The sequence below is a fragment of the Cupriavidus sp. KK10 genome, assembly GCF_018223725.1.
GTDB classification, from domain to species: Bacteria; Pseudomonadota; Gammaproteobacteria; order Burkholderiales; family Burkholderiaceae; genus Cupriavidus; species Cupriavidus necator.
The window spans coordinates 6038134-6062618 of record NZ_CP073677.1 but is presented as its reverse complement, the minus strand read 5'-3'; the positions used below and the strand labels follow the sequence as shown (position 1 = coordinate 6062618).

Annotated in this window: 23 protein-coding genes; 14 read left to right on the top strand and 9 right to left on the bottom strand. The window is 66.4% G+C overall.

Features of this window, described 5'->3' with window-relative positions; all coding sequences use genetic code 11:
• Positions 1-235: 235 nt before the first annotated feature.
• The gene (locus KB879_RS28205; RefSeq protein ID WP_211980291.1) at positions 236-1135 is read right to left on the bottom strand and encodes a DMT family transporter; all 900 of its coding nucleotides are present in this window, start codon (positions 1133-1135) and stop codon (positions 236-238) included.
• A gap of 187 nt (positions 1136-1322) precedes the next feature.
• Between KB879_RS28205 and pyrF the strand changes: the two genes are divergently transcribed.
• Entirely contained in the window at positions 1323-2141 is an 819-nt protein-coding gene (gene pyrF, locus KB879_RS28200) for an orotidine-5'-phosphate decarboxylase (protein WP_013957982.1), read from the top strand.
• Positions 2142-2214: 73 nt separating this feature from the next.
• Here pyrF and KB879_RS28195 read toward each other — a convergent pair whose 3' ends face one another.
• From KB879_RS28195 to thiL, 3 genes are all read right to left on the bottom strand, one after another.
• On the bottom strand, positions 2215-2712 hold the full coding sequence (locus KB879_RS28195) for a CinA family protein (RefSeq protein ID WP_013957981.1): 498 nt from the start codon (positions 2710-2712) through the stop codon (positions 2215-2217).
• Between the two features lie 57 nt (positions 2713-2769).
• A complete protein-coding gene (locus KB879_RS28190) occupies positions 2770-3336 on the bottom strand; it encodes a phosphatidylglycerophosphatase A (RefSeq protein ID WP_013957980.1) in 567 nt (188 codons plus the stop codon).
• A 126-nt stretch (positions 3337-3462) separates the two neighbouring features.
• Positions 3463-4443, bottom strand: coding sequence for a thiamine-phosphate kinase (gene thiL, locus KB879_RS28185; RefSeq protein ID WP_211980290.1), 981 nt, complete (start codon positions 4441-4443; stop codon positions 3463-3465).
• Between the two features lie 402 nt (positions 4444-4845).
• Between thiL and KB879_RS28180 the strand changes: the two genes are divergently transcribed.
• The 3 genes from KB879_RS28180 to KB879_RS28170 all read left to right on the top strand — a co-directional run bounded on the left by KB879_RS28180 (position 4846) and on the right by KB879_RS28170 (position 8549).
• Entirely contained in the window at positions 4846-7170 is a 2325-nt protein-coding gene (locus KB879_RS28180; protein ID WP_153954204.1) for an NADP-dependent malic enzyme, read from the top strand.
• A 393-nt stretch (positions 7171-7563) separates the two neighbouring features.
• The gene (locus KB879_RS28175; protein ID WP_011616017.1) at positions 7564-7935 is read left to right on the top strand and encodes a ribonuclease domain-containing protein; all 372 of its coding nucleotides are present in this window, start codon (positions 7564-7566) and stop codon (positions 7933-7935) included.
• On the top strand, positions 7932-8549 hold the full coding sequence (locus KB879_RS28170) for a barstar family protein (RefSeq protein ID WP_013957976.1): 618 nt from the start codon (positions 7932-7934) through the stop codon (positions 8547-8549). The genes KB879_RS28175 and KB879_RS28170 overlap by 4 nt, the downstream gene beginning before the upstream one ends.
• 83 nt (positions 8550-8632) lie before the next feature.
• Here KB879_RS28170 and KB879_RS28165 read toward each other — a convergent pair whose 3' ends face one another.
• From KB879_RS28165 to KB879_RS28155, 3 genes are read right to left on the bottom strand one after another with little or no spacing between them, the layout of a single operon-like run.
• On the bottom strand, positions 8633-9256 hold the full coding sequence (locus tag KB879_RS28165) for a YidB family protein (RefSeq protein WP_211980289.1): 624 nt from the start codon (positions 9254-9256) through the stop codon (positions 8633-8635).
• A gap of 59 nt (positions 9257-9315) precedes the next feature.
• Positions 9316-10068, bottom strand: a complete 753-nt coding sequence (locus tag KB879_RS28160) for a 16S rRNA (uracil(1498)-N(3))-methyltransferase (protein WP_013957974.1) — start codon at positions 10066-10068, stop codon at positions 9316-9318.
• Positions 10068-10496 carry a glyoxalase/bleomycin resistance/extradiol dioxygenase family protein gene (locus KB879_RS28155; RefSeq protein WP_013957973.1) on the bottom strand — a complete coding sequence of 143 codons (429 nt, stop codon included), beginning with the start codon at positions 10494-10496 and terminating at the stop codon, positions 10068-10070. The genes KB879_RS28160 and KB879_RS28155 overlap by 1 nt, the downstream gene beginning before the upstream one ends.
• 302 nt (positions 10497-10798) lie before the next feature.
• On the opposite strand from KB879_RS28155, the gene tkt reads away from it, so the two are divergent.
• Complete coding sequence (gene tkt, locus KB879_RS28150) at positions 10799-12832, top strand: transketolase (protein WP_211980288.1); 2034 nt, start codon at positions 10799-10801, stop codon at positions 12830-12832.
• A gap of 84 nt (positions 12833-12916) precedes the next feature.
• The gene (gene gap, locus KB879_RS28145) at positions 12917-13915 is read left to right on the top strand and encodes a type I glyceraldehyde-3-phosphate dehydrogenase (protein ID WP_010813209.1); all 999 of its coding nucleotides are present in this window, start codon (positions 12917-12919) and stop codon (positions 13913-13915) included.
• A 69-nt stretch (positions 13916-13984) separates the two neighbouring features.
• Here gap and KB879_RS28140 read toward each other — a convergent pair whose 3' ends face one another.
• Complete coding sequence (locus tag KB879_RS28140) at positions 13985-14596, bottom strand: flavin reductase family protein (protein WP_211980287.1); 612 nt, start codon at positions 14594-14596, stop codon at positions 13985-13987.
• A 296-nt stretch (positions 14597-14892) separates the two neighbouring features.
• On the opposite strand from KB879_RS28140, the gene KB879_RS28135 reads away from it, so the two are divergent.
• Positions 14893-15888, top strand: coding sequence for a LysR family transcriptional regulator (locus tag KB879_RS28135; protein WP_013957970.1), 996 nt, complete (start codon positions 14893-14895; stop codon positions 15886-15888).
• A gap of 95 nt (positions 15889-15983) precedes the next feature.
• On the opposite strand, the gene fur is transcribed toward KB879_RS28135, so the two are convergent.
• Positions 15984-16415 carry a ferric iron uptake transcriptional regulator gene (fur, locus tag KB879_RS28130; RefSeq protein WP_010813212.1) on the bottom strand — a complete coding sequence of 144 codons (432 nt, stop codon included), beginning with the start codon at positions 16413-16415 and terminating at the stop codon, positions 15984-15986.
• Positions 16416-16660: 245 nt separating this feature from the next.
• Between fur and KB879_RS28125 the strand changes: the two genes are divergently transcribed.
• The 7 genes from KB879_RS28125 to KB879_RS28095 all read left to right on the top strand — a co-directional run bounded on the left by KB879_RS28125 (position 16661) and on the right by KB879_RS28095 (position 24446).
• The gene (locus KB879_RS28125; RefSeq protein ID WP_211980286.1) at positions 16661-17275 is read left to right on the top strand and encodes an outer membrane protein assembly factor BamE; all 615 of its coding nucleotides are present in this window, start codon (positions 16661-16663) and stop codon (positions 17273-17275) included.
• Positions 17276-17386: 111 nt separating this feature from the next.
• Positions 17387-18184 (top strand): 4-hydroxy-tetrahydrodipicolinate reductase, encoded by a 798-nt coding sequence (gene dapB / locus KB879_RS28120; protein WP_013957968.1) that lies wholly within the window; start codon positions 17387-17389, stop codon positions 18182-18184.
• 182 nt (positions 18185-18366) lie between these two features.
• Positions 18367-20988 (top strand): leucine--tRNA ligase, encoded by a 2622-nt coding sequence (gene leuS / locus KB879_RS28115; RefSeq protein ID WP_013957967.1) that lies wholly within the window; start codon positions 18367-18369, stop codon positions 20986-20988.
• A gap of 34 nt (positions 20989-21022) precedes the next feature.
• Positions 21023-21538: an LPS assembly lipoprotein LptE gene (lptE, locus tag KB879_RS28110; protein WP_013957966.1), complete on the top strand. Its 516-nt coding sequence runs from the start codon at positions 21023-21025 to the stop codon at positions 21536-21538.
• Positions 21539-21545: 7 nt separating this feature from the next.
• The gene (gene holA / locus KB879_RS28105) at positions 21546-22604 is read left to right on the top strand and encodes a DNA polymerase III subunit delta (RefSeq protein WP_211980285.1); all 1059 of its coding nucleotides are present in this window, start codon (positions 21546-21548) and stop codon (positions 22602-22604) included.
• An 88-nt stretch (positions 22605-22692) separates the two neighbouring features.
• Positions 22693-23973, top strand: a complete 1281-nt coding sequence (locus tag KB879_RS28100; protein WP_013957964.1) for a glutamate-5-semialdehyde dehydrogenase — start codon at positions 22693-22695, stop codon at positions 23971-23973.
• Positions 23974-24023: 50 nt separating this feature from the next.
• Positions 24024-24446, top strand: coding sequence for a CopD family protein (locus KB879_RS28095; RefSeq protein ID WP_013957963.1), 423 nt, complete (start codon positions 24024-24026; stop codon positions 24444-24446).
• Positions 24447-24485 lie beyond the last annotated feature (39 nt).

The window sequence follows — 24485 nt, the reverse complement described above, 5'->3', positions numbered from 1 at the left end:
CGGAGCCGGGTGCTCCGGGCGGGTCGTCGTTACGCAGCCCGCAGTGACATGGCATTCGCAGAGGTCGCAGCGCTGCTGCGGCAACTCGAACACCCGATGCTACTGCCCACGTAATTTCTCCGGGATTGTGATGGCCGCGAGTGTAGCCCAACGTTGGGTGGCTTGTTAAGTGAAATCTCCGCGCACACGGCCCGCTGTTGCCCTCTCACGACCGGGGGGCGCGCCCACTCGGCGATCAGCCCAGCACGCCCTGCAGCCGGCGCCACAGCAGCGGCGCTAGCATCACCGAGGACAGCGCCAGGAACATCAGCACGATCGCCGCGTAATCCTGCCAGTGCGGCTGCTCGCCCAGCATCCACATGCCCGAGAACACGCCGACCACCGGGATGAACATGATCGACAGGCTCGATACCACCGGCGGCAGGCTGCGCGCCAGCCCGAACCAGACCAGGTGGCAGAAGGCGAAGACCACCACCGCGTTGTAGGCGATGGCGCCCCATTCGATGGCCGTGGGCATGCGCCAGCCGTCTTCCAGCAGCAGCGAGCCGGCCGCCAGGAAGGGCAGGGTCACGGCCAGCATCCAGAACGTCATGGCGCCGATGGGCACGTCGGTCTGGGTGCGCTTCATCAGCTGGGTGCCGAAGCCCCAGCCGGCCGCGGCCAGCAGCATCAGCAGCGTGCCGGCCGGGCTGCCGGTCAGCGCGGTGATCTCGCCGGAAAGCAGCAGCACCGTGCCGGCCAGCGCGCAGCCGATGCCCAGCCAGGCCCAGGCGCCAATGCGTTCGCGGAAGAACACCAGGCCCCAGACCACTGCCCAGATCGGCATGGTGTAGCCCAGGATGGCGGCGCGGCCCGAGGACAGCATCTTGACCGCGCAGATCACAAACAGGTGCCAGATCACCATGTTGGGAATGGCCAGGCGGACCACCGTGCCCCATTCGCGCCGCGGCACGGCCAGCGAATCGCCGCGCAGCCGCAGCGCCAGCCCCAGCGCCACCAGCCCGCCCGCCATGCACAGCAGGCGGAAGCCCAGTGCCGGAAAGTGCGCTACGCCTACCTTCATGATGGGCCAGTTGATACCCCAGGCAAGGGTGAGCACGACAAGCAGGAAGATACCGCGGCGATCGAGAGACATGACGGGGCGCGGCTGTGCGTCATGCCGCGCTTTGTTTTGAGAGGAAGCGCAAAACGATAGCACGCAGCGGGTAAAATTGCCGGAAGCGACATATGCTGCAGGGGTGAGAGGTTTTCACGCCGCTGCGGCCAACCGCGCCGGTCGCGGCCAATGGGGCGCCGGCGCCACCAGGATATTCCGAGTACCCATGACTTTCACCGAGCAGCTTGCTGCCGCCTGGCAGCGCAACGATTCCCTCCTGTGCGTCGGGCTCGACCCTGACCCGCAGAAGCTGCCGCTGTCCCTGACCGGGGCGGGCGGCGCCATCTTTTCGTTCTGCCGCGAGATCGTTGACGCCACCGCCGACCTGGTCTGTGCCTTCAAGCCGCAGATTGCGTACTTCCACTCGCAGCGCGCCGAAGACCAGCTCGAGCAGCTGATCCACTATATCCACGACGCCCACCCCGGCATCCCGGTGATCCTGGACGCCAAGCGCGGCGACATCGGCTCGACCGCCGAGCATTACGCGCTGGAGGCCTTCGAGCGGTACAGGGCTGACGCGGTCACGGTCAGCCCGTACATGGGCTTCGATTCGATGCAGCCCTACCTGGCCTACCCGAACCGCGGCGTAATCGTGCTGTGCCGCACCTCCAACCCGGGCGGCTCGGACGTGCAGTTCCTGCAGGTCGACGGCAAGCCGCTGTACCAGCTGGTGGCCGAGGCTGCGCGCGAGCGCTGGAACACCACCGGCCAGATGGGCCTGGTGGTCGGCGCGACCTTCCCCAACGAAATTGCGCGCGTGCGCCAGATCGTCGGCGACATGCCGCTGCTGATCCCGGGCATCGGCGCCCAGGGTGGCGACATCGAGGCCACGGTCAAGGCGGGGCGCACCGCGGACGGCACTGGCATGATGATCAACTCGTCGCGCGCCATCCTTTACGCCAGCCGCGAGAAGGATTTTGCGTCTGCGGCGCGCAATGTCGCGCTGCAGACGCGCGAGACTATCAATCGCTATCGCCACGGCTGAGGCCGGGCACGGAAAAAAACCGCACCGGAGACGGCGCGGTTTTTTACTGGGCGGAGGTTGCCGGCCGCCGGCTTCAGGCCTCGTTCCGGATCAGCTCCAGCAGCCCCCGCATGGCATGCTCGGCCGCCTGCCGGCGGATCTGGCCGCGGTCGCCGCGAAAGCGCTGGGTCTCGGTATGCGTGGTAATGCGGTTGCTCCAGCCGAAGCAGACCATGCCCACCGGCTTTTCCGGGGTGCCGCCGTTGGGGCCGGCCACGCCGGTGACGGACAGCGCCACCTGAGCGCGGCTGTTGAGCAGCGCGCCTTCGGCCATGGCGCGCGCCACTTCCTCGCTGACCGCGCCGTGGTCGCGGATCAGCTTGGCGGGCACGCCCAGCATGGTGGACTTGGCTTCATTGGAATAGGTGACGAAGCCGCGCTCGAACCAGCCGGACGAGCCGGATACATCGGTAATGGCGGCAGCCACCAGCCCGCCGGTGCAGGATTCGGCAGTGGCCAGCATCAGGGATTTGTCGGCAAGGGCGACGCCGGCCTGGATGGCGAGCTGGTCGAGCAGGCGGCTGACAGACATGGTGGATACAGGGTAGTTTTGGGGGGAATCAGCTTGTCATGGCTGGCGATGCGTGGCTCAGAACGAGCGCCACAGCGCAAACACCAGCAGCGTATAGAAGGCCGCGAAGATGTCGTCGAACATCACGCCAAAGCCGCCGCGCAGGCCCGGGCCCTTGAGCGTGCGGTCATAGTGGCCAATTGGCGCCGGCTTGGCGATGTCGAACAGCCGGAACCACAGGAAGGCGGCAAACTGCCCCCAGAAGCCGGTCGGCATGACAAAGGCCAGCACCAGCCAGAAGGCAACGATCTCGTCCCAGACCATGCTGCCATGGTCGTGCACGCCCATGTCGCGCGCCGTGCGTGCGCACGCCCACAGGCCGACCAGGAAGCCGCCGGCGATGATCCACAGCCAGGTGGTGGGCGCGATCCACAGCGAAATCACCACGAACGACAGCCAGCCGTAGAGCGTGCCGACCGTGCCCGGCCCAACGGGCGACAGGCCCGAGCCGAAGCCGAAGGCGATCAGGTGGGCCGGATGGGCCAGCATGAAGCGCGCGCTCGGGCGCGTGACCTTGACGGTCTGGCCGGCTTCCAGGGTCAGGGCGGGGTCGCGCGGCGCGGCCCCGGGAGGGAAGGTGGACATCAAAGTTGGCTCGTGTGATGCAGTTACTGCTTATGGTTATGGCCGGCTTGCACTGCCATGCCTGCGGGACTCCCGCGCCCGCGCAGCGCGCCGATGCCGGCATCATGACATGCCTGTGACCCGGTGTCAGGGGGCAGCGAAATGGTCGAAGCTGGCGCCTTCGTACCGGGTCGGGTTGCCGGCACCGTCGACCAGCCGCAGGCCGGGCTCGGGCGTGATCGCGCCGACACGTGTGAGCGGCAGCGCCAGGCGTTCGCTGATCGCCGCAATGGCGTCGCGGTTGCCGGCGGGCGCGGTGAAGCACAGCTCGTAGTCGTCGCCGCCGGCCAGCACGCATTCACGCTGGATCGCGTCCGGCTGGCCGGCCAGCACCGCCGAGCGCGGCAGCGCATCGACGTCGACCAGCGCGCCGACTTGCGAGCGTTCCAGGATATGGCCCAGGTCGCCGACCAGGCCGTCGGAGATGTCGAGTGCGGCATGCGCCATGCCGCGCAGGGCCATGCCCAGTGCCACGCGTGGCGTGGGCGTGTCCATGCGCGGGCGCACCTGGCTGAACTCGGGCTCCGGCAGCAGCCATTCGCCGCGGCAGTCGCCCAGCGCCAGGCGGGCGTCGCCAAGCGTGCCGGAAATCCAGATATCGTCGCCGGGCCGGGCGGCGTCGCGGCGCAGCGCGGCACGCAGCGGCACATCGCCGAACACCGTCAGCGAGAGCGTCAGCGGACCGCGCGTGGTGTCGCCGCCGACCAGTTCGCAGCCGTGGGCGTCGGCCAGCGCCAGCATGCCGTCGGCCAGTTCGGCCAGCCAGGCGGGGTCGGCCTCGGGCAGGGCCAGCGCCAGTGTGAACGCGCGCGGCTCGGCGCCCATGGCGGCCAGGTCGGACAGGTTCACGGCCAGCGCCTTGTGGCCGAGTGCACGCGGCGCCACGTCCGGGAAGAAATGCCGGCCGCTGACCAGCATATCGGTGCTGATGGCAAGGTGATGGCCGGGGCGGCCCTCAATCAGCGCGCAGTCATCGCCTACGCCGAGCGCGGCCTTGCGCACCGGCCGCGTGAAATAGCGGCGGATCAGGTCGAACTCGGAAAGCTGGGCTGGCTGGGCGTGGGACATCGTCGTCGGGAAGATCCGCCCCGCCGGGTGGACGGGATCGGAAGGGCTGCGCGTTGCGCGAAGATGATTGGCGATCCGGGGCAATCCCGCGGCGCCGGCGCAGCGCGTCAGGATGGGGTGCGCTCGGCATTTCAGCAAGATACTGCCGCGCACGACAGCCATGACCGGCACGCGGTGCGCCACTTCTGCGGGCAGGCGCTACGCTTGCTGGTATTGCCCCGGAGGATGGGGCATATTGTACCGAATCGCAAAGGTGCCCCAAGCAAAACGCTTATTGTGAAATAGTATTTCACTATATAAAATGCTGGGTTCCAAAGGAAGAGAAGGGCGGGCACGTGGAGCCGGTCCGCCGATCGTCCCCTGCCTCGTCAATGACGGCTCCACCGATTGGAAGATGCGCCGATGACCAGCCCTCAGCAGTCCCCGTCCCAAGACGATCTGAAACAGCAGCAGCGTGAGGCGCTGCGCAAAGCGGCGCTCGAGTACCACGAGTTTCCCACCCCCGGCAAGATCTCGGTCACGCCGACCAAGCCGCTGTCGAACCAGCGCGACCTGGCCCTGGCCTATTCGCCGGGCGTGGCCGCCGCTTGTGAAGAGATCGTTTCCGATCCGGCCAACTCCTTCCGCTACACCGCCCGCGGCAACCTGGTCGCGGTGATCACCAACGGCACCGCCGTGCTGGGCCTGGGCGACATTGGCGCCGCGGCTTCCAAGCCGGTGATGGAAGGCAAGGCTGGCCTGTTCAAGAAGTTTGCCGGTATCGACGTGTTTGATATCGAGGTCGACGAAAAGGACCCGGAGAAGCTGGTCCAGATCATCGCCGCGCTGGAGCCCACCTTCGGCGGCATCAACCTGGAAGACATCAAGGCACCGGAGTGCTTCTACGTCGAGCGCAAGCTGCGCGAGAAGATGAAGATCCCCGTCTTCCACGATGACCAGCACGGCACCGCCATCGTGGTGTCCGCGGCCATCATCAACGGCCTGAAGGTGGTCGGCAAGGACATCAAGAAGGTCAAGCTGGTAGCCTCGGGCGCCGGCGCGGCCGCGCTGGCCTGCTTGGACCTGCTGGTCGATATCGGCCTGCCCATTGAGAACATCTGGGTGACGGACCTGGCCGGCGTGGTCTACGAAGGCCGTACCGAGCTGATGGACCCGGAAAAGGCGCGCTTCTGCCAGAAGACCGACAAGCGCAAGCTGGCCGAAGTGATCGACGGCGCCGACATCTTCCTGGGCCTGTCCGCCGCTGGCGTGCTCAAGCAGGACATGGTCCAGCGCATGGCCGACAAGCCGCTGGTGCTGGCCCTGGCCAACCCGAACCCGGAAATCGCGCCGGAGCTGGTCAAGGAAGTGCGCCCGGACGCGGTGATGGCCACCGGCCGTACCGACTACCCGAACCAGGTCAATAACGTCCTGTGCTTCCCATTCATCTTCCGCGGGGCGCTGGACTGCGGCGCCACCACCATCACGCGTGAGATGGAAATCGCCGCGGCCAATGCGCTGGCCGAGCTGGCACGCCAGGAGCAGAGCGACATCGTCGCCACTGCCTATGGCATCCAGGACCTGTCGTTCGGCCCCGAGTACCTGATTCCGAAGCCGTTCGACCCGCGCCTGATCGTCAAGGTGGCGCCTGCCGTGGCCGAGGCCGCGATGAAGTCCGGCGTGGCCGCCCGTCCGATCGAGGACATGGACGCCTACCGCCTGCAGCTGCAGCAGTTCGTGTACCACTCGGGCACGCTGATGAAGCCGATCTACGCCGCCGCGCGCAAGGTCGAGATGGAGAAGAAGCGCATCGTCTTCGCTGAAGGCGAGCAAGAGCGCGTGCTACGCGCGGTGCAGGTGATCGTTGACGAAAAGCTGGCCAACCCGATCCTGATCGGCCGCCCGGCCGTGCTGCAGCACCGCATCGAGCGCTTCGGCCTGCGCCTGCGCGCCGGCGTGGACTTCACCGTGGTCAACCCCGAGCACGACGAGCGCTTCCGCGACTACTCCGACGCCTACTACCGCATGATGGCGCGCGAGGGCATCACGCCCGAGTACGCCAAGCTGGAGCTGCGCCGCCGCACCACGCTGATCGGCGCCATGCTGGTCAAGAAGGGCGAGGCCGACGGCATGATCTGCGGCACCGTCAGCAACACCGCGGCGCACCTGCGCTATATCGACCAGGTGCTGGGCGGCACCAACAAGGTCTACGCGGCGATGAACGGCCTGGTGCTGCCGGGCCGCCAGATCTTCCTGGTGGATACGCACGTCAACGTCGACCCGACCGCCGAAGAACTGGCCCAGATCACGCTGATGGCCGCCGAGGAACTGAAGCGCTTCGGCATCGAGCCCAAGATCGCGCTGCTGTCGCATTCGAACTTCGGTTCGTCCGAAGCGCCTTCGGCCCGCAAGATGCGCGAAACCCTCGCCATCCTGCGTGATCGCGCCCCGGACCTGGAGATCGACGGCGAAATGCACGGCGACAGCGCGCTCGACCAGAAGCTGCGCGACCAGCTGGTGCCGGACGGCGCGCTCAAGGGCGAAGCCAACCTGCTGGTCTGCCCGAACATCGACGCGGCCAATATCTCGTACAACCTGCTCAAGGTTGCTGCGGGCAACAACGTCGCGATCGGGCCGATCCTGCTGGGCGTGAAGGCGCCGGTGCACATCCTGACGCCGTCGGCCACGGTGCGCCGCATCGTCAACATGACCTCGCTGGTCGTGGTGGACGCCGCTGCCAAGCGCTAAACCGCCTGGTAGCGCCGGTTGCATGGCCGGTAGCAGGCTATTGTGACGAAAAGCCGGGTTCGCCCGGCTTTTTTTGCATCCATATATGCATGGTTAGTATGCGCACACATACGCTTAACATATTGAAACAATTGAAGAATTATCGGTGCCGCCGGGCCGGGATTGCTTAATTTCGTGCATGCGCGTAACCTTACGCCTTTGATACAGGCGCTCGCCATGAGCGCCCCGGTACGGCCGGCATCCATCGCGCTCCTCTACGGGTAGCGCAGGGCGCTGGCCAGGGTGGCCCGGACAGATAGATCGTCTACCCAACCAGCGGCAGGCTCGATTTCCGGTTCAACCAAGACAAGCAACGTGGGTTTCCAAGTTTCTCTGATGCGGCACGCAACGCGCATGCTGGCCCGGTCCATGACCGGCGCGGCGCTGGTGCTGGCCCTGGCGCAGCCGACACTGGCGCGGCAGGTGCAGACCGAAGGGATGGGAACCATTGCAGTGCAGCAGTTGCCCAACGATGCACGGCAGACCCTGGAGCGCATCGAAGCCGGCGGCCCGTTCCTGTATGACAAGGACGGATCGAGATTCGGCAATTACGAGCGCATCCTGCCGCAACGTGAACGCGGGTATTACCGCGAATACACGGTCAAGAGCGCCAGGAGCCGGAACCGGGGAGCCAAGCGGATCGTCTGCGGCGGGGAACAACGCGCTGCCAACGATTGTTACTACACGGAAGATCACTACAACAGCTTCAAACGGATACTCAAATGATGACTGACATTTTCGGATTGGGCGACGCCCTTGCCGCCCGCGAAGAGCGCGGCGCCGGAGATGGCTGGCAGCGGGCTCAGCAGCAGGCCCAGAACCTATACGACAACGTGCTGATGATGCCGAGCCAGGAGCTCATGCAAAAACTCCCGCCCGCGACCGCGCCCGTGGCCATGCCCGCCGGTCCCGGTTGGAATGACGGCACCAGCGAGGGGGCCATGAATCTGTTCAAGACGGTGCGTCCGAACATCGTCCAGTCGATCCGCGCCTTCCGCGTGCCTGAGCTGGCCCAGGCGGCCGCCGATCTCGGGCAGCATTTCCTCTATGCCAATTGCGCCCATTGCGCGAGCAAGGCCGAGATCCTGGAAACCATCGCCACGTCGTTCACCTTCCCGAAGCACTTCGGCAAGAACTTCGACGCGCTGGCTGACTGCCTGACCGACATGATCTACAAGGCCGGCCCGCAGCCGGGCTTTGTGATCGTGCTGGAAGGCCTGCCGATTGCGCAGAAGTTCGACAAGGAAGGGCGCGAGGTGCTGCTCGACGTATTCCGCGACGCCGCCGAGTTCTGGGGCGAGCGCAAGGTGCAGTTCCGGGTGTTTTATTCGTTCGCCTGATTGCGCTGGCCTGGCCGTTCCACGGTATAGCAAGCAAAAAGCCCGCATCAGCGGGCTTTTTGCTTTCCGGCGAGGTGCTGGCCTTACTCCTGCGCCGGCAGATGCCCATGTGGCGTGAGCCGGTCGATCAGCTCCGGCAGCCCTTCGCTCAGTTGCGCGGCCACGTCGTCCTGCGACATGCCGGTGGTCTGTGCCAGCGATTCGAGCGCGCCGGTGTTGCCCAGCGCGCTGCTCAGCGCCGACGGCGTGACCGGCTGGTTGGCGCCGCTGCCGATCCACGAGTTCACCTGCTCGCCCAGCCCGGCCTGCGCCAGGATCTGCTGCAGCGCGCCGATGCCGCCGGCGGCCGCACCCAGCGCCTGGCTGTTGGCCGGCGCGCCACCCTGGCCGCCAAGCAGGCCGCCGAGCAACGAGCCAAGATCCAGGCCGCCGGTGGCGCCGCCGGGCGCCGCGCCGGCACCGCCGCCGCCGAGCATGCCGCCCAGCAGCCCGCCGAGGCTGCCCAGGCCACCCAGTCCATCATCGGCCGCCGGCGCATCGCCCGCGCCGCCGCCGGCTTGCCCGCGGCCGCGCATGGCCAGCGTTGCCAGCAGGCCGAGCGCCATCATCAGCTTGGGGTCGAGCCCGCCGCCGGTATCGCCAGCCTCGCCGCGCGCGCCGCCGAGTTGTCCGAGCACACCGCCCAGCACGCTATCGAGTAGTCCCATGGTCGACTCCTTTCAGTCAGGGTTGCAAGGTTGACGCGATGACCGGATGGCCGCCGCCGTCAGAATCCGCCAAGCAAGGCATTAAGGGTTGCCAGGCATGCCAGCCCGGCGGTTTCAGTACGCAGGATGCGGGGGCCGAGCGACACGCCGGTGAAACCCGCTTGCCTTGCCGCCTGCTCCTCCTCGGGCGCCAGGCCGCCTTCGGGGCCGATCAGCAGCGTGACGCCGCCGGCCAGCAAGGCTTCGCGTTGTTCGGCGATGAACGCCGGCAGCGAGTACGTGGCGCGCGGCGATACCAGCAGCCTGGCACCGCCAGCCGCGGACTGCGCCAGCCATGTTTCAAAGTTAGCGACCGGCGCAACCTCCGGCAAGCGGTTGCGTCCGCATTGCTCGCAGGCGGCCTGCACCAGTGCCTGCCAGTGCGCGTGGCGCTTGTGCGCGCGCTCGCCCGACAGGCGCACCACCGAGCGGCTGGCCTGCAGCGGCTGGATTGCCGTGACGCCCAGTTCGACCGCCTTTTCGATCAGCCAGTCCATCTTGTCGCCGCCGGCCAGGCCCTGCGCCAGCGTGACGCGGAAGGGCGGCTCGGCTTCGGCCGCGTCATGCGCGCCGATGCGCGCCAGCGCGTGGCGCTTGCCCAGCTCGACCAGCGTGGCCGCGTGGCTGCCGCCGCGGCCGTCGAACAGCGTCATGGCGTCGCCCGGCACCAGGCGCAGCACCTGCGCGTGGCGCACCACTGGCTCGGGCAGCGGGAAATCGGACTCGGCGGCCAGGACGGTGTCTGTGCCGCCGACGAAGAAGCGAGGTGCCATCAGCTTGCCTGGCCTGCTGCCTGGTCCAGCGGTTTGCCGAAGCCCCAGCGGTAGCCGTCGGGATCTTCGACCATGCAATAGCGGTCGCCCCAGAACTGGTCGGCCGGCGCCATCAGGCTGACCGCGCCGGCGTCGACCGCGCGCTGGTGCATGGCGTCGACATCGTCGCAATAGACATAGAAGGTCTGCGGGCACTCGACGCCCAGCGAGCGCGGCGTGCGCGCGGTGCTGCCCCAGGCGCCCTCGGGCGCGAACATCACCACCAGCTGGCCCTGGTAGTGCATCTCGGCATGGGTCGGCACGCCGTTTTCGTCGACCACGTTGCCGGCGGCGAAGCCGAAGGCTCGGCTGTAGAAGTCCAGTGCGGCGCGCCCGTTGGCGACGGTCAGGTAGGGGGTGAGCCAGGGGGTGTTGGCCGGTCTGGTCATGATCGTCTCCTGAGTGCGGGAAACCCGGCGCGGCTGGCGTGCCGCGCGGTGCGAGAGTGCATCTTACGCGTGCCGCGCTACGCTGTCGAAGTGCGGCGCAGCGGCCGGCCGGGCTGGTTGGGGTGAAGCATCAGGCATGTCCGTGGCCGGATAGTTCCGATGACCGGGGGCGGGGGGCGCATGGGGCTTGCGGTGATCGCCCTCGCTGCGCCGCAGGCGCTGTCCGGGAGTCCGGAAAACCCCCTAGCTTCTGCTAAAATTGCGGTTTTCCTGCCGTCAGGCTCACGCCCGAATCCGCCAGAATGTCCGCCCTTGCCCATCCCGCCACAAGTCCTTTTGCTTCCCAGCCCGCCAAGCTGATGGCCGACGCCATCCGCGTGCTTGCCATGGACGCCGTCCAGCAGGCCAATTCCGGCCACCCCGGTGCGCCGATGGGCATGGCAGACATCGCCGTGGCGCTGTGGGGCCGGCACCTGAAGCACAACCCGAGCAACCCCCAGTGGGCCGACCGCGACCGCTTCGTGCTGTCCAACGGCCACGGCTCGATGCTGATCTATGCGCTGCTGCACCTGACCGGCTACGACCTGCCGGTCGAAGAGCTGAAGAATTTCCGCCAGCTGCACAGCAAGACCGCCGGCCACCCGGAATACGGCATCACCCCGGGCGTGGAAACCACCACCGGCCCGCTCGGCCAGGGCATCACCAATGCCGTCGGCATGGCGCTGGCCGAACGCCTGCTGGGCGAAGAATTCAACCGCCCCGGCTTCGACATCGTCAACCACCACACCTATGTCTTCCTCGGCGACGGTTGCCTGATGGAAGGCATCTCGCACGAAGCCAGCTCGCTGGCCGGCACGCTGAAGCTCAACAAGCTGATCGCGCTGTGGGATGACAATGGCATCTCGATCGACGGCGACGTGGTGCACTGGTTCAACGACGATACCCCGAAGCGTTTCGAAGCCTATGGCTGGAACGTGATCCGCGGCATCGACGGCCATGACGTGACCGCCGTCGACATGGCGATCTCGCAGGCCAAGGCCAGCGACAAGCCGACCCTGATCTGCTGCCGCACCAAGATCGGCAAGGGCGCGCCCAACAAGGAAGGCGGCCACGACGTGCACGGCGCCCCGCTGGGCGGCGCCGAAGTGCTGGCCACGCGCGAGGCGCTGGGCTGGGCCCACGCCCCGTTCGAAGTGCCGGCCGAGGTCTACGACACCTGGGACGCCAAGGCCAATGGCCAGGCGCTGGAGCGTGCCTGGAACGCGCTGTTCGATGCCTACGCCGAGCGCCACCCGTATGAGGCCGGCGAGTTCCGCCGCCGCATGAAAGGCGAGCTGCCGGGTTCGTTCGACGCCGCCGTCGAAGCATTCATCGCCAAGTGCGAGGAAAAGGCCGAGACCATCGCCACCCGCAAGGCCAGCCAGAACACCATCGAGGCCTTCGGCCCGGTGCTGCCCGAGTTCCTCGGCGGCTCGGCCGACCTGACCGGCTCGAACCTGACCAACTGGTCGGGCAGCCAGGCCGTACGCGTGGATGCGTGGGGCAACCATATCAACTACGGCGTGCGCGAGTTCGGCATGAGCGCCATCATGAACGGCATCACGCTGCATGGTGGCTACATTCCCTACGGCGCCACCTTCCTGACCTTCTCGGACTACAGCCGCAACGCGCTGCGCATGGCGGCGCTGATGAAGATCCGCTCGCTGTTCGTGTTCACCCATGACTCGATCGGCCTGGGCGAAGACGGCCCGACCCACCAGTCGATCGAGCACGTCGCCAGCCTGCGCCTGATCCCGAACATGGACGTCTGGCGCACCGCCGACACCACCGAGACCGCCGTGGCCTGGGCCGAGTCGATCCGCCGCGAGAACGGACCGAGCTGCCTGATCTTCAGCCGCCAGAACCTGCCGTTCCAGCGCCGCGACGAAACCACCCGTGCCAGCATCGCGCGCGGCGGCTACGTGCTGCGCGACAGCGTCAACCCCAAGACCAAGCGTCCGGACGCCGTGATCCTGGCCACCGGCTCCGAAGTGGGCCTGGCCGTCGGCGCCGCTGACGCACTGGCTACCGAAGGCGTGCATGTGCGCGTGGTCTCGGTCCCGGCCACCACCGTGTTCGACAAGCAGGACACCGCCTACAAGGCCAGCGTGCTGCCGGCCGGCGTGCCGCGCGTGGCGGTCGAGGCGGGCGTGACGGACTTCTGGTGGAAGTACCAGGTCCAGGCGGTGGTGGGCATCGACACCTTCGGTGAATCGGCCCCGGCCGGCGTGCTGTTCAAGCACTTCGGCTTTACCGTCGACAACGTGGTCCGCACGGTGAAGGACACCCTTATCTAAGCATCCGGGCGCTGGAGCCGCGTGGTGCGCCGCGCGGCAGCAGCGGCGCCCACAGGTTTCAATCGATCCTCAGGAGAGACAGTCATGACCATCAAGATCGGCATCAACGGCTTCGGCCGCATCGGACGCATGGTGTTCCGCGCCGCAGTCGCCAACTTCAAGGACATCGAAGTCGTTGGCATCAACGACCTGCTGGAGCCCGACTACCTGGCGTACATGCTGAAGTACGACTCGGTGCATGGCCGCTTCGACGGCGAAGTGTCGGTCGACGGCAACACCCTGGTCGTCAACGGCAAGAAGATCCGCCTGACCGCGGTCAAGGATCCGGCCGAGCTGAAGTGGGGCGAGATCGGCGCTGACGTGGTGGTCGAGTCGACCGGCATCTTCCTGACCAAGGAAGGCGCGCAGAAGCACCTCGACGCGGGTGCCAAGAAGGTGATCATGTCGGCCCCGTCTAAGGACGACACCCCGATGTTCGTGTACGGCGTGAACCACGAGTCGTACAAGGGCGAGGCGATCATCTCCAACGCCAGTTGCACCACCAACTGCCTGGCACCGGTGGCCAAGGTGCTGAACGACAAGTGGGGCATCAAGCGCGGCCTGATGACCACCGTGCACGCTGCCACCGCCACCCAGAAGACCGTTGACGGCCCGTCCAACAAGGACTGGCGCGGCGGCCGCGGCATCCTGGAGAACATCATCCCGTCGTCGACCGGCGCTGCCAAGGCCGTGGGCGTGGTGATTCCGCAGCTGAACAAGAAGCTGACCGGCATGTCGTTCCGCGTGCCGACCTCGGACGTGTCCGTGGTTGACCTGACCGTCGAGCTGGAAAAGTCGGCGACGTACGAAGAAATCTGCGCCGAGATGAAGGCCCAGAGCCAGGGCGCGCTCAAGGGCGTGCTGGGCTACACCGAAGACAAGGTCGTCGCCACCGACTTCCGCGGCGATGCCCGCACCTCGATCTTCGACGCTGAAGCAGGCATCGCGCTGGACGGCACCTTCATCAAGGTCGTGAGCTGGTACGACAACGAGTGGGGCTACTCGAACAAGGTGCTGGAAATGGTCCGCGTCGCGGCCAAGTAATCCGGCAGCTTCCGCAGTCAAGAAAAACGCGCCTTAGGGCGCGTTTTTCATTTTCCGGCGCAGTGATGTTCAGGCAGCCGGGCGGGGGGGCAGCGGGCGCGCGTCGACTGCGTCGCCGTCCACCAGGAAATGGCCGCCAGCCACATGGTGGATGGTGCGCAGCGCATCATGGCCGTCGAAATGCCAGCGCCCGTTGCTGAACACGCGCGCGTCGGCGTGCGCGGCCACGACTTCGCCAAGGAACAGGTCATAGGTCTGCTGCGTGGCCGGTTCCGGCAGCAGCCGGCATTCCAGCCAGGCCGCGCAGCCGTCCAGCAGCGGCGCGCCGACCACCGTGCCGGCAAAGGTGCCCAGGCCGTAGGCGTCAAACTTGTCGGTGCCTTCCTGCTCCATCAGCGCCAGGCCGGAGCTGGAGCCCAGCGCCTCGGTCAGGTCGACCTGGCTGACGGTCGGGACCTGCAGCACGAACTCGCCGCTGTCTTCCAGCAGGCGTCGGGTCCAGGTGCTCTTGTCCAGCACCACTGCCACCTTGGGCGGGGAAAAGTCCAGCGGCATGGCCCAGGCGGCGGCCATGATATTGCGCTTGCCGGCGGCGGCGGCGCTGACCAGCACGGTGGGGCCGTGGTTCAGCAAGCGGTAGGCTTTCGGGAGTGGTACGGGGAGGCGGAAATGTTCAGGCATGATGGCCGGGATCGAGCCGTCGGAAAAGAATGATAAAAATGGAAGCGGCGGACCCACTATACAACGATGCACTGGTGGATGCTGCAGCGCGGGAAATGTCCACAAATGCGGTCATTAGTGGAAAAAACGCGCAATTTTTCAGAATTATGTCTTAGACGGCCATTTTAGAAATGCCGAATTTGCTTTCCGAGCTTGTTTTTTCCTCTTACACTATTAAGACGCCGTTGAAATCTGATGTGCAGCCAGTGCAAGTGGTGGGGCCATCTAGCTAAGAATAATCTGACCGAGGCCTGATCATGGTGAACGTAGACACGAAGCTTTTAGTGATCTTCACCGAACTACTGAGCAAGCGAAACGCCACTTATGTCGCGGAAAAGATGCATATGACCGCTCCGGCCGTATCGCACTCGCTGGGCAGGCTGCGTGAAATCTTTGACGATCCCCTCTTCATCCGCGTCCCGCACGGCCTGACGCCAACGCCGCGTGCGCTGGAACTGGGCCCGAAGATCCGCGACATGCTGGACTTGTGGTCGTCGATCAACGAGGGTGATGCCGACAATTTCGATCCGGCCATTGCCACCGGCACGCTGAGCATCGGCTTTGCCGCCGAGCTGGGCGACACGGTATTCAACCGTTTTGTGCTGCGCATCAAGCAGCTGGCGCCGGACCTGCATATCAAGCTGGTCGAATCCCATTCGTGGGAAACGGACGTCGCCTCGATGCGCGCCAACGAGCTTGACCTGGCCTTTTCCCCGTTCCCGACCCGCCACCCGGAAATCGTCGAGGAGATGGTGACGTCGCTGAACCTGTGGGTTTGCGCGCGCAAGAGCCATCCGGTGCTCAAGAACCACTGCTCGCTGGAGCAATACCTGGATTGCGGCCATATCTTCATGGCGCATTCCGGCGGCGCCGGCCGCCCGGCGCCGTCACTGATCCCGCTCGACTACGCGCTGCAGCAGCGCGGGCTCAAGCGCAATGCGACGCTGACGGTACATTCATGGCGTGCCCAGGCCGAACTGGCCTCGCAGACCGACATGATCTTCACCGTCAATGCGCTGACCAAGGACATGGCCTGCGAGACCTATGGCCTGAAGGCGTTCCCGCTGCCGGCGGAACTGAACACCACGCTCGGCCTGAACATGTTCTGGCACCGCAGCCGCAACACCCATCCGATGCTGGTGTGGGCGCGCAGCCTGTTCCGCCAGGTGGTGGGCGAGTTCGTCGGCCTGCCGCCGGCACGCCCGGCACGGGTGGTGACCGAACAGGACCTGCAAGACCTGCAGGCGCCCTGAGCAGCAGCATCCTGCGGCGAGCAGCCCAAACAAAAAACCGGCGCCAGGCGCCGGTTTTTTGTTGCCGTCTGCGCTCCGCTGGGGAGCGTGCAGGCTTATCGTTTGGGTCTGTGGGGACAGTCTGTTTTGGTGCAATTGCCGTACAGCGACAGTGCATGTTCCTGCAGCGTAAAGCCGCGCTCGCGCGCGATGCTTTGCTGGCGGTGCTCGATTTCAGAGTCGAAGAACTCCTCGACGCGGCCGCAGTCGAGGCACACCAGGTGATCATGGTGCTTGCCTTCGTTGAGTTCGAAAATCGCCTTGCCGGATTCAAAGTTGTTGCGCGAGAGCAGGCCTGCCTGCTCGAACTGGGTCAGCACGCGGTAGACGGTTGCCAGGCCGATATCCATATGCTCGTTCAGCAGGATACGGTAGACGTCTTCCGCGCTCAGGTGCCGCTGTTCACTGGTCTGAAAAATTTCAAGAATCTTCAGCCTGGGCACGGTCGCCTTCAGGCCGATGTTCTTGAGGTCCGCCGGACTCGGCATGTGGGTGACTCCCTAGAGTACAATGACTGGATAGTTGAATCATAAGGGTTTTGGCAGCAAAAGTCGCTCGCGGTAGTGATGTCCCAAGTCGGCATCACGCGCCCGGCACAGTTGCCGTCCCATGTGGTTGTCGCGGCAGGCGCAACAGGCGTGTGTGGTGCAATCGGCGCATTTTGCGCCGTTTTTGTGCCCGCCTTGCGGTACCTTGCCGCCGTACTTTTCTTTCCCTCCCGGAAGCGAGATACATGCGTTCTATCCGTTCGTCCGCCATGCGCCCGACGCTGGTTGTCTCCCTGCTGGCCGCGGCCCTGCTGGCCGGCGCCTGCTCAGCCTACGATTCCACCTCGCGCAAGGTAGCCAACGCCATTACGCCGTACCGGATCAACATCGTGCAGGGCAATTTCGTCTCGCGCGAGGCCGTGTCGCAACTGCGCGAAGGCATGACGCGCGACCAGGTCAAGTTCCTGCTCGGCACGCCGCTGCTGAATGACGTGTTCCACGCCGACCGCTGGGACTACGTGTTCTCGTTCCGCCGCGGCAATACCCCGGTGGTGCAGCAGCGCCGCTATACGGTGTATTTTGAAGGCGACCGGCTGGTCAAATTCAGCGGCGATGAACTGCCGTCCGAGTATGAGCTGATTGCCGAGATCGACGGCATGAAAAAGGCGTTGAAGGACCAGACGCCGGGCAAGATCTCCACTGGCGCGGCAGCCACCGCGGCCGCACCGGCCGAACCGCAGACCACGGTGGAGAACTTTGTACCGCGGCAGGCGCAGCAGCCGGAAGCGGCACCCGCCGCTGCGGCATCGCCGGCCCAGGCCACCGTGCCGGCCGAGGCCCCCAAGCCGGCCGCCAACTGATCCGCCACACGGCGCGCCGGCGGCGGCGCGCCCCCAGTTTTCCGGGCCGGCCAGGCATGGCCGGCTCGATCACTTTCCGCGCATTGCGCATATTCCGCTGAGCCAGACACCATGAACATCGCCATTGCAGGCGCATCGGGCCGCATGGGCCGCATGCTGATCGAACACGTGCTGAACACCGAGGGCGTGAGCCTGGCGGGCGCGCTCGACGTGCCGGGCTCGCCGGCGCTGGGCCAGGACGCCGGCCTGCTGCTGGGCCGCCAGACCGGCGTGGCGATCAGCGCCGATGTGGAAGCGGTGCTGGCCGGCGCGGACTGCCTGATCGACTTCACTCGCCCCGAAGGCACGCTTGCCCACGTGGCCGCGGCTAAGAAACTGGGCGTGAAGATGGTGATCGGCACCACCGGCTTCGACGAAGCCGGCAAGGCCGCGCTGGCTGAGGCCGCCAGGTCGATCGGCATCGTCTTTGCCGCCAACTTCAGCGTCGGCGTCAACGCCACCTTCAAGCTGCTGGAAGTGGCCGCCAGGCTGCTGTCGACCGGCTATGACATCGAAGTGATCGAGGCGCATCACCGCTTCAAGGTCGATGCTCCCTCGGGCACCGCGCTGAAGATGGGTGAAGTGATTGCCGATGCGCTTGGCCGTGACCTCAAGACCTGCGCCGTCTATGCCCGCGAAGGCCACACTGGCGAGCGCGACCCCAACTCGATCGGCTTTGCCACCGTGCGCGGCGGCGATATCGTCGGCGACCACACCGTGATGTTCGCCGGCATCGGCGAGCGCATTGAGATCAGCCACAAGTCGTCCAGCCGCCAGTCGTATGCCGACGGTGCCGTGCGCGCCGCCCGTTTCCTGGCCGACAAGCCCAACGGCCTGTTCGACATGCAGGACGTGCTGGGCCTGAAGTAAGGCGCAGCGGGGCGCGCAGGGCCGAAACTGGCCTGCCGCCACGGTTATAATCGTCTTCTTTCGCATTGCACGCCCGGCGGGCGCCGCGCAAGCGGCGCGCCCGCTGCTCTCATTCCAACGATTCCCCCGGATGCCGGCAGGCCAGTTGCCGCGCAAACGTTGTCCTGACTGCTGTCCCGACCATGCAAGACAAATACCTTCCTTCCGCCGTTGAACAAGCCGCCCAGCAGCACTGGCAAGCCATCGACGCCTATCGCGTGTCGGAGCATGCGGCCGGGGCCGACGGCAAGGAAAAGCCCAAGTTCTACGCCTGCTCGATGCTGCCGTATCCGTCGGGCAAGCTGCACATGGGCCACGTGCGCAACTACACCATCAACGACGTGATGGCGCGCTACCTGCGCATGAACGGCAACAATGTGCTGATGCCGATGGGCTGGGACGCCTTCGGCATGCCGGCCGAGAACGCCGCGCTGAACAACGGCGTGGCGCCGGCGGCCTGGACCTACGACAACATCGCTTACATGAAGAAGCAGATGCAGTCGATGGGCTTGGCGATCGACTGGTCACGCGAAGTCGCCACCTGCAGCCCGGACTACTACCGCTGGAACCAGTGGCTGTTCCTGAAGATGCTGGAAAAGGGCATCGCCTACCGCAAGACCGGCACCGTCAACTGGGACCCGGTCGACCAGACCGTGCTGGCCAACGAGCAGGTCATCGACGGCCGCGGCTGGCGTTCGGGCGCGGTAGTGGAAAAGCGCGAGATCCCGATGTACTACCTGCGCATCACCGAGTATGCGGAGGAACTGCTGGGCGACCTGGACCAGCTGGGCTGGCCCGAGCGCGTCAAGGTGATGCAGCAGAACTGGATCGGCAAGAGCGTGGGCGTGCGCTTTGCGTTTCCGCACGACATCCCGGGCGAGGACGGCAAGCCGATCAATGACGGCAAGCTGTACGTGTTCACCACGCGCGCCGACACCATCATGGGCGTGACCTTCTGCGCGGTCGCCGCCGAGCACCCGCTGGCCACGCACGCCGCACTGAACAACCCCGAACTGGCTGCCTTCATCGACGAATGCAAGCACGGCTCGGTCATGGAAGCCGACATGGCGACCATGGAGAAGAAGGGCATGCCGACCGGCCTGCAGGTGGTGCACCCGCTGACCGGCGAGAAGGTCGACGTGTGGGTCGGCAACTACGTGCTGATGAGCTATGGCGACGGCGCCGTGATGGGCGTGCCCGCGCACGATGAGCGCGACTTCGCCTTCGCGCTCAAGTACAAGCTGCCGATCAAGCAAGTCATCGACGTGAAGGGCCAGCCTTACTCGACCGAAGCCTGGCAGGAATGGTACGGCGACAAGGAAAACGGCACCTGCATCCACAGCGGCAAGTATGACGGCCTCGGCTACCAGGCCGCGGTCGAAGCCATTGCCGCCGACCTGGGCGCCAAGGGCATCGGCGAGAAGAAAGTGACCTGGCGCCTGCGCGACTGGGGCATCTCGCGCCAGCGCTACTGGGGCACGCCGATCCCGCTGATCCACTGCGACAGCTGCGGCGTGGTGCCGGTCCCTGAGAAAGACCTGCCGGTGGTGCTGCCCGAAGACCTGGTGCCGGACGGCACCGGCAACCCGCTGGCCAAGGATGCGCGCTTCCTGCAGTGCACCTGCCCGTCGTGCGGCAAGCCGGCGCGCCGCGAGACCGACACGATGGATACCTTCATCGACTCGTGCTGGTACTACATGCGCTATACCTGCCCGGACGCGGCCACCATGGTCGATGCGCGCAACGATTACTGGATGCCGATGGACCAGTACATCGGCGGCATCGAGCACGCGATCCTGCACCTGCTGTACGCACGCTTCTGGACCAAGGTCATGCGCGACCTGGGCCTGGTCAAGTTCGACGAGCCCTTCACCAACCTGCTGACGCAGGGCATGGTGCTCAACGAGACCTACTACCGCGAAGACGCCTCGGGCAAGAAGCACTGGTACAACCCGGCCGAGGTCGACCTGCGCACCGACGAGCGCGGCCGCCCGGTGGGCGCCACGCTGATCGCCGACGGCCAGCCGGTGGTGATCGGCGGCGTCGAGAAGATGTCGAAGTCCAAGAACAACGGCATCGACCCGCAGGCGCTGATCGACCAGTACGGCGCCGACACCGCGCGCCTCTTTGTGATGTTCGCCGCGCCGCCGGAGCAGCAGCTGGAATGGAGCGGCTCGGGCGTGGAGGGCGCCTCGCGCTTCCTGCGCCGCGTGTGGAACTACGGCTATGCCAATGCCGCGGCCATCCGCGACGGCGCCGGCGGCACGCCGACTGCCGATGACGCCGAGCTGCGCCGCGAGATCCACGGCGTGCTCAAGCAGGCCAACTACGACTACCAGCGCATCCAGTACAACACCGTGGTGTCCGCCACGATGAAGATGCTGAACGCGCTGGACGACGCCAAGACCGCTTCGCCGGCCGCGCGCCGCGAGTGCTTCGGCATCCTGCTGCGCGTGCTGTACCCGGTGGTGCCGCACGTCACCCACGGCCTGTGGGACCAGCTGGGCTACGCCGCCGAAGCCGGCGACCTGCTCGACGCCCCGTGGCCGCAGGTCGATGAAGCCGCGCTGGTGCGCAGCGAGATCGAACTGGTGCTGCAGATCAACGGCAAGGTGCGCGGCAGCATCACCGTGCCCGCCGACGCCGACCGCGCCGCCATCGAGGCAACCGCCGCCGCCAGCGAGACCGTGGCCAAGTTCGCCGAGGGCAAGGCGCCGAAGAAGATCGTGGTGGTGCCCGGCCGCCTGGTCAACGTGGTGTTGTAAGCTGGTCTCGGAACCTGACAAGGAATCGCCAAGAATGAAGCGACTGAACATGGGGCGCCGCAAGGTGCTCGCGGCAATGCTGGCAGTGCCGGCAACAGGCCTGCTGGCCGGCTGCGGCTTCCACATGCGCGGCAACTCGGATTTCGCCTTCAAGCGGCTCTATATCGGGATTCCGGCCAATTCGCTGATGGGCGCGGACCTGCGCCGCGCCATCCACGGCGGCTCCGACACCCAGGTGGTGGTCGACCAGAAGGAGGCCGACGCGCTGCTGGACGTGCTGCAGGACACCCGCACCAAGTCGATCTTGTCGATCACCACCACCGGCGTGGTGCGCGAATACCGCCTGACACAGCGCTTCACCTTCCGCCTGCGCGACGCCGCCGGCAAGGAACTGATCCCGCCGTCGCAGCTGGTGCTGACGCGCGACCTGACCTACAACGAAGCCAACACGCTGGCCAAGGACTACGAAGAGCAGCAGCTGTACCGCGACATGCAACGCGATATCGTGCAGCAGCTGATGCGCCGGCTGGCCGCCGTCAAGGCCATCTGATCACGGCATGCAGCTCAAGCTCGACGGGCTCGACGCACACCTGCGGCAGGCGAAGGCCAAGGGCCTGGCGCCGCTGTACGTGGTGCACGGCGACGAACACCTGCTGGTGCTGGAGGCCGTCGACCGCCTGCGCGCCGCGGCGCGCGAAGCCGGCTTCTCCGAGCGCGACGTGCTGGTGGCCGAGCGCGGCTTCCACTGGGGCCAGCTGGTCGAGGCGCAGCAGTCGATGTCGCTATTCGGCGACCGCAAGATCGTTGAACTCCGCATCCCGTCGGGCAAGCCCGGCAAGGACGGCGGCGAGGCGCTGCGCGCCGTGGCCGCCCAGCCGTCGCCCGACGTGGTGCTGCTGGTGACGCTGCCGCGGCTGGATTTTGCCGCGTCCAAGTCGGCCTGGTTCCAGGCGCTGGAAGGCGCCGGCGTGTCGATCAAGGTCGACTCCGTGGACCGCACCCGGCTGCCGGCCTGGGTCGGCGAGCGGCTGTCGCTGCAGCAGCAGCGCGTCGAGGGCGGCGAGCCTGGCCGGCGTTCGCTGCAGTTTATCGCCGACAAGGTCGAGGGCAACCTGCTGGCGGCGCACCAGGAAATCCAGAAGCTGGGGCTGTTGTACCCGCCCGGCGAACTCACCTTCGGCCAGGTGCACGATGCGGTGCTGAACGTGGCCCGCTACGACGTGTTCAAGCTGTCTGAATCGATGCTTTCTGGCGACGTGCCGCGGCTGGTGCGCATGCTCGAAGGGCTGCGCGGCGAGGGCGAGGCCACGGTGCTGGTGCTGTGGGCGCTGACCGAGGAAATTCGCGTATTATCCAAGGTCCGGCAGGGGCTGGCGGCCGGCAAGCCGGCGGGTGTGCTGATGCGCGAGCTGCGCGTCTGGGGCCCGCGCGAGCGGCTGGTGCCGCAGGCCGCGCAGCGCCTGGCGCAGCCAAGGCTGGACGCGGCGCTGGCGCTGGCGGCGCGGCTGGACCGCCAGGTCAAGGGCCTGTCGGACCTGCCGCCACCAGGCGGCAGCCCGCTGCCGGCGGAACCATGGGACGGGCTGCAGCAGCTTGCCCTGATGATCGCGCGCTGAACGCGCAACTCCACAGGTTTGCTTCCCCCGCCGCGTGCGGCGGGGGGACGGAAAACACACTGACGGCCACCACCCCAGGGCCACTGACATGAACGAGCTCGACCTCAACCAATACATGGACCGCGTCGGCCGCCAGGCCCGCGCCGCGTCGCGCGCCATGGCGCGTGCCTCCACGGCCGACAAGAACCGCGCGCTGCTGACCATCGCGGCTGCCATCCGCCGCGATGCCGACAAGCTCAAGGCGGTCAACGCGCGTGACGTTGAACGCGCCCGCGCCAACGGCCAGGACGCCGCCTTTATCGACCGCCTGACGCTGTCGGACAAGGCCATCGCCACCATGGCCGCGGGCCTGGAGCAGATCGCCGCCCTGGCCGACCCGATCGGCGAGATCTCGAACATGAAGTTCCGCCCGACCGGCATCCAGGTCGGCCAGATGCGCGTGCCGCTGGGCGTGATCGGCATCATCTACGAGTCGCGCCCGAACGTGACCATCGACGCCGCGGCGCTGTGCCTGAAGTCGGGCAACGCCACCATCCTGCGCGGCGGTTCCGAAGCAATCGAATCCAACACCGCGCTGGCGGCGCTGGTGGCCGAGGGCCTGTCCGCGGCCGGGCTGCCGTCCGAGGCGGTGCAGGTGATCGAGACTACTGACCGCGCTGCCGTGGGCCGGCTGATCACGATGACTGAATACGTCGACGTGATCGTGCCGCGCGGCGGCAAGAGCCTGATCGCGCGGCTGATGGAAGAAGCGCGCGTGCCGATGATCAAGCACCTGGACGGCATCTGCCACGTCTATATCGACGCCGCTGCCGACCTGGACAAGGCCGTGCGCGTCTGCGACAACGCCAAGACGCAGCGCTATGCGCCGTGCAACACCATGGAGACGCTGCTGGTGTCGCAGGACATCGCCGCCGCCGCGCTGCCGCCGCTGTGCCGCATCTACCAGGAGAAGGGCGTCGAACTGCGCGTGTGCCCGGCCACCCGCGCCACGCTGGAAGCGGCGGGCTTCACCGGCCTGGTCGATGCCGCGGAGGAAGACTGGCGCCTGGAATACCTGGCCCCGATCCTCGCCATCAAGACCGTGGCCGGACTGGACGAGGCCGTCGCCCATATCAACGAATACGGCTCGCACCATACCGATTCGATCATCACCGAGAACTACTCGGCGGGCATGCGCTTTATCCGCGAGGTCGATTCGGCCAGCGTGATGATCAATGCCTCGACGCGCTTTGCCGATGGCTTCGAGTACGGCCTGGGCGCGGAAATCGGCATCTCCAACGACAAGCTGCATGCACGCGGCCCGGTCGGGCTGGAAGGGCTGACGTCGCTGAAGTACGTGGTATTCGGGCACGGCGAGATCCGCACCTGACGCTCGCGCGCCAACAACAATAACAATCGTTCTCGAACGTCTCTCTGCCGATGCTCTGGGTCAAAGCGCTGCATATTGTCTTCGTGGTCTCGTGGTTCGCCGGCCTGTTCTACCTGCCGCGCATCTTCGTCAACCTGGCCATGGAAACCGACGCCGCCAGCACACAGCGCCTGTTGCTGATGGCGCGCAAGCTGTTTCGCTTCATGACCATGCTGGCGGTGCCGGCGGTGGTGTTCGGGCTGTGGCTGTACCTGGGCTACGGCATCGGCCGCGGCGCGGGGCAGGGCTGGATGCATGCCAAGCTGGCGCTGGTGCTGGTGCTGATCGGCTACCACCACGGCTGCGGCGTGCTGCTGCGCAAGTTCGAGGCGGGGCGCAATACGCGCTCGCACAAGTTTTATCGCTGGTTCAATGAGCTGCCGGTGCTGGTGCTGCTGGCGGTGGTGATCCTGGTGGTCGTCAAGCCGTTCTGAGCCTGGCGCCCGGTCTGTTGTTGCCAATCCTGTTGCGGA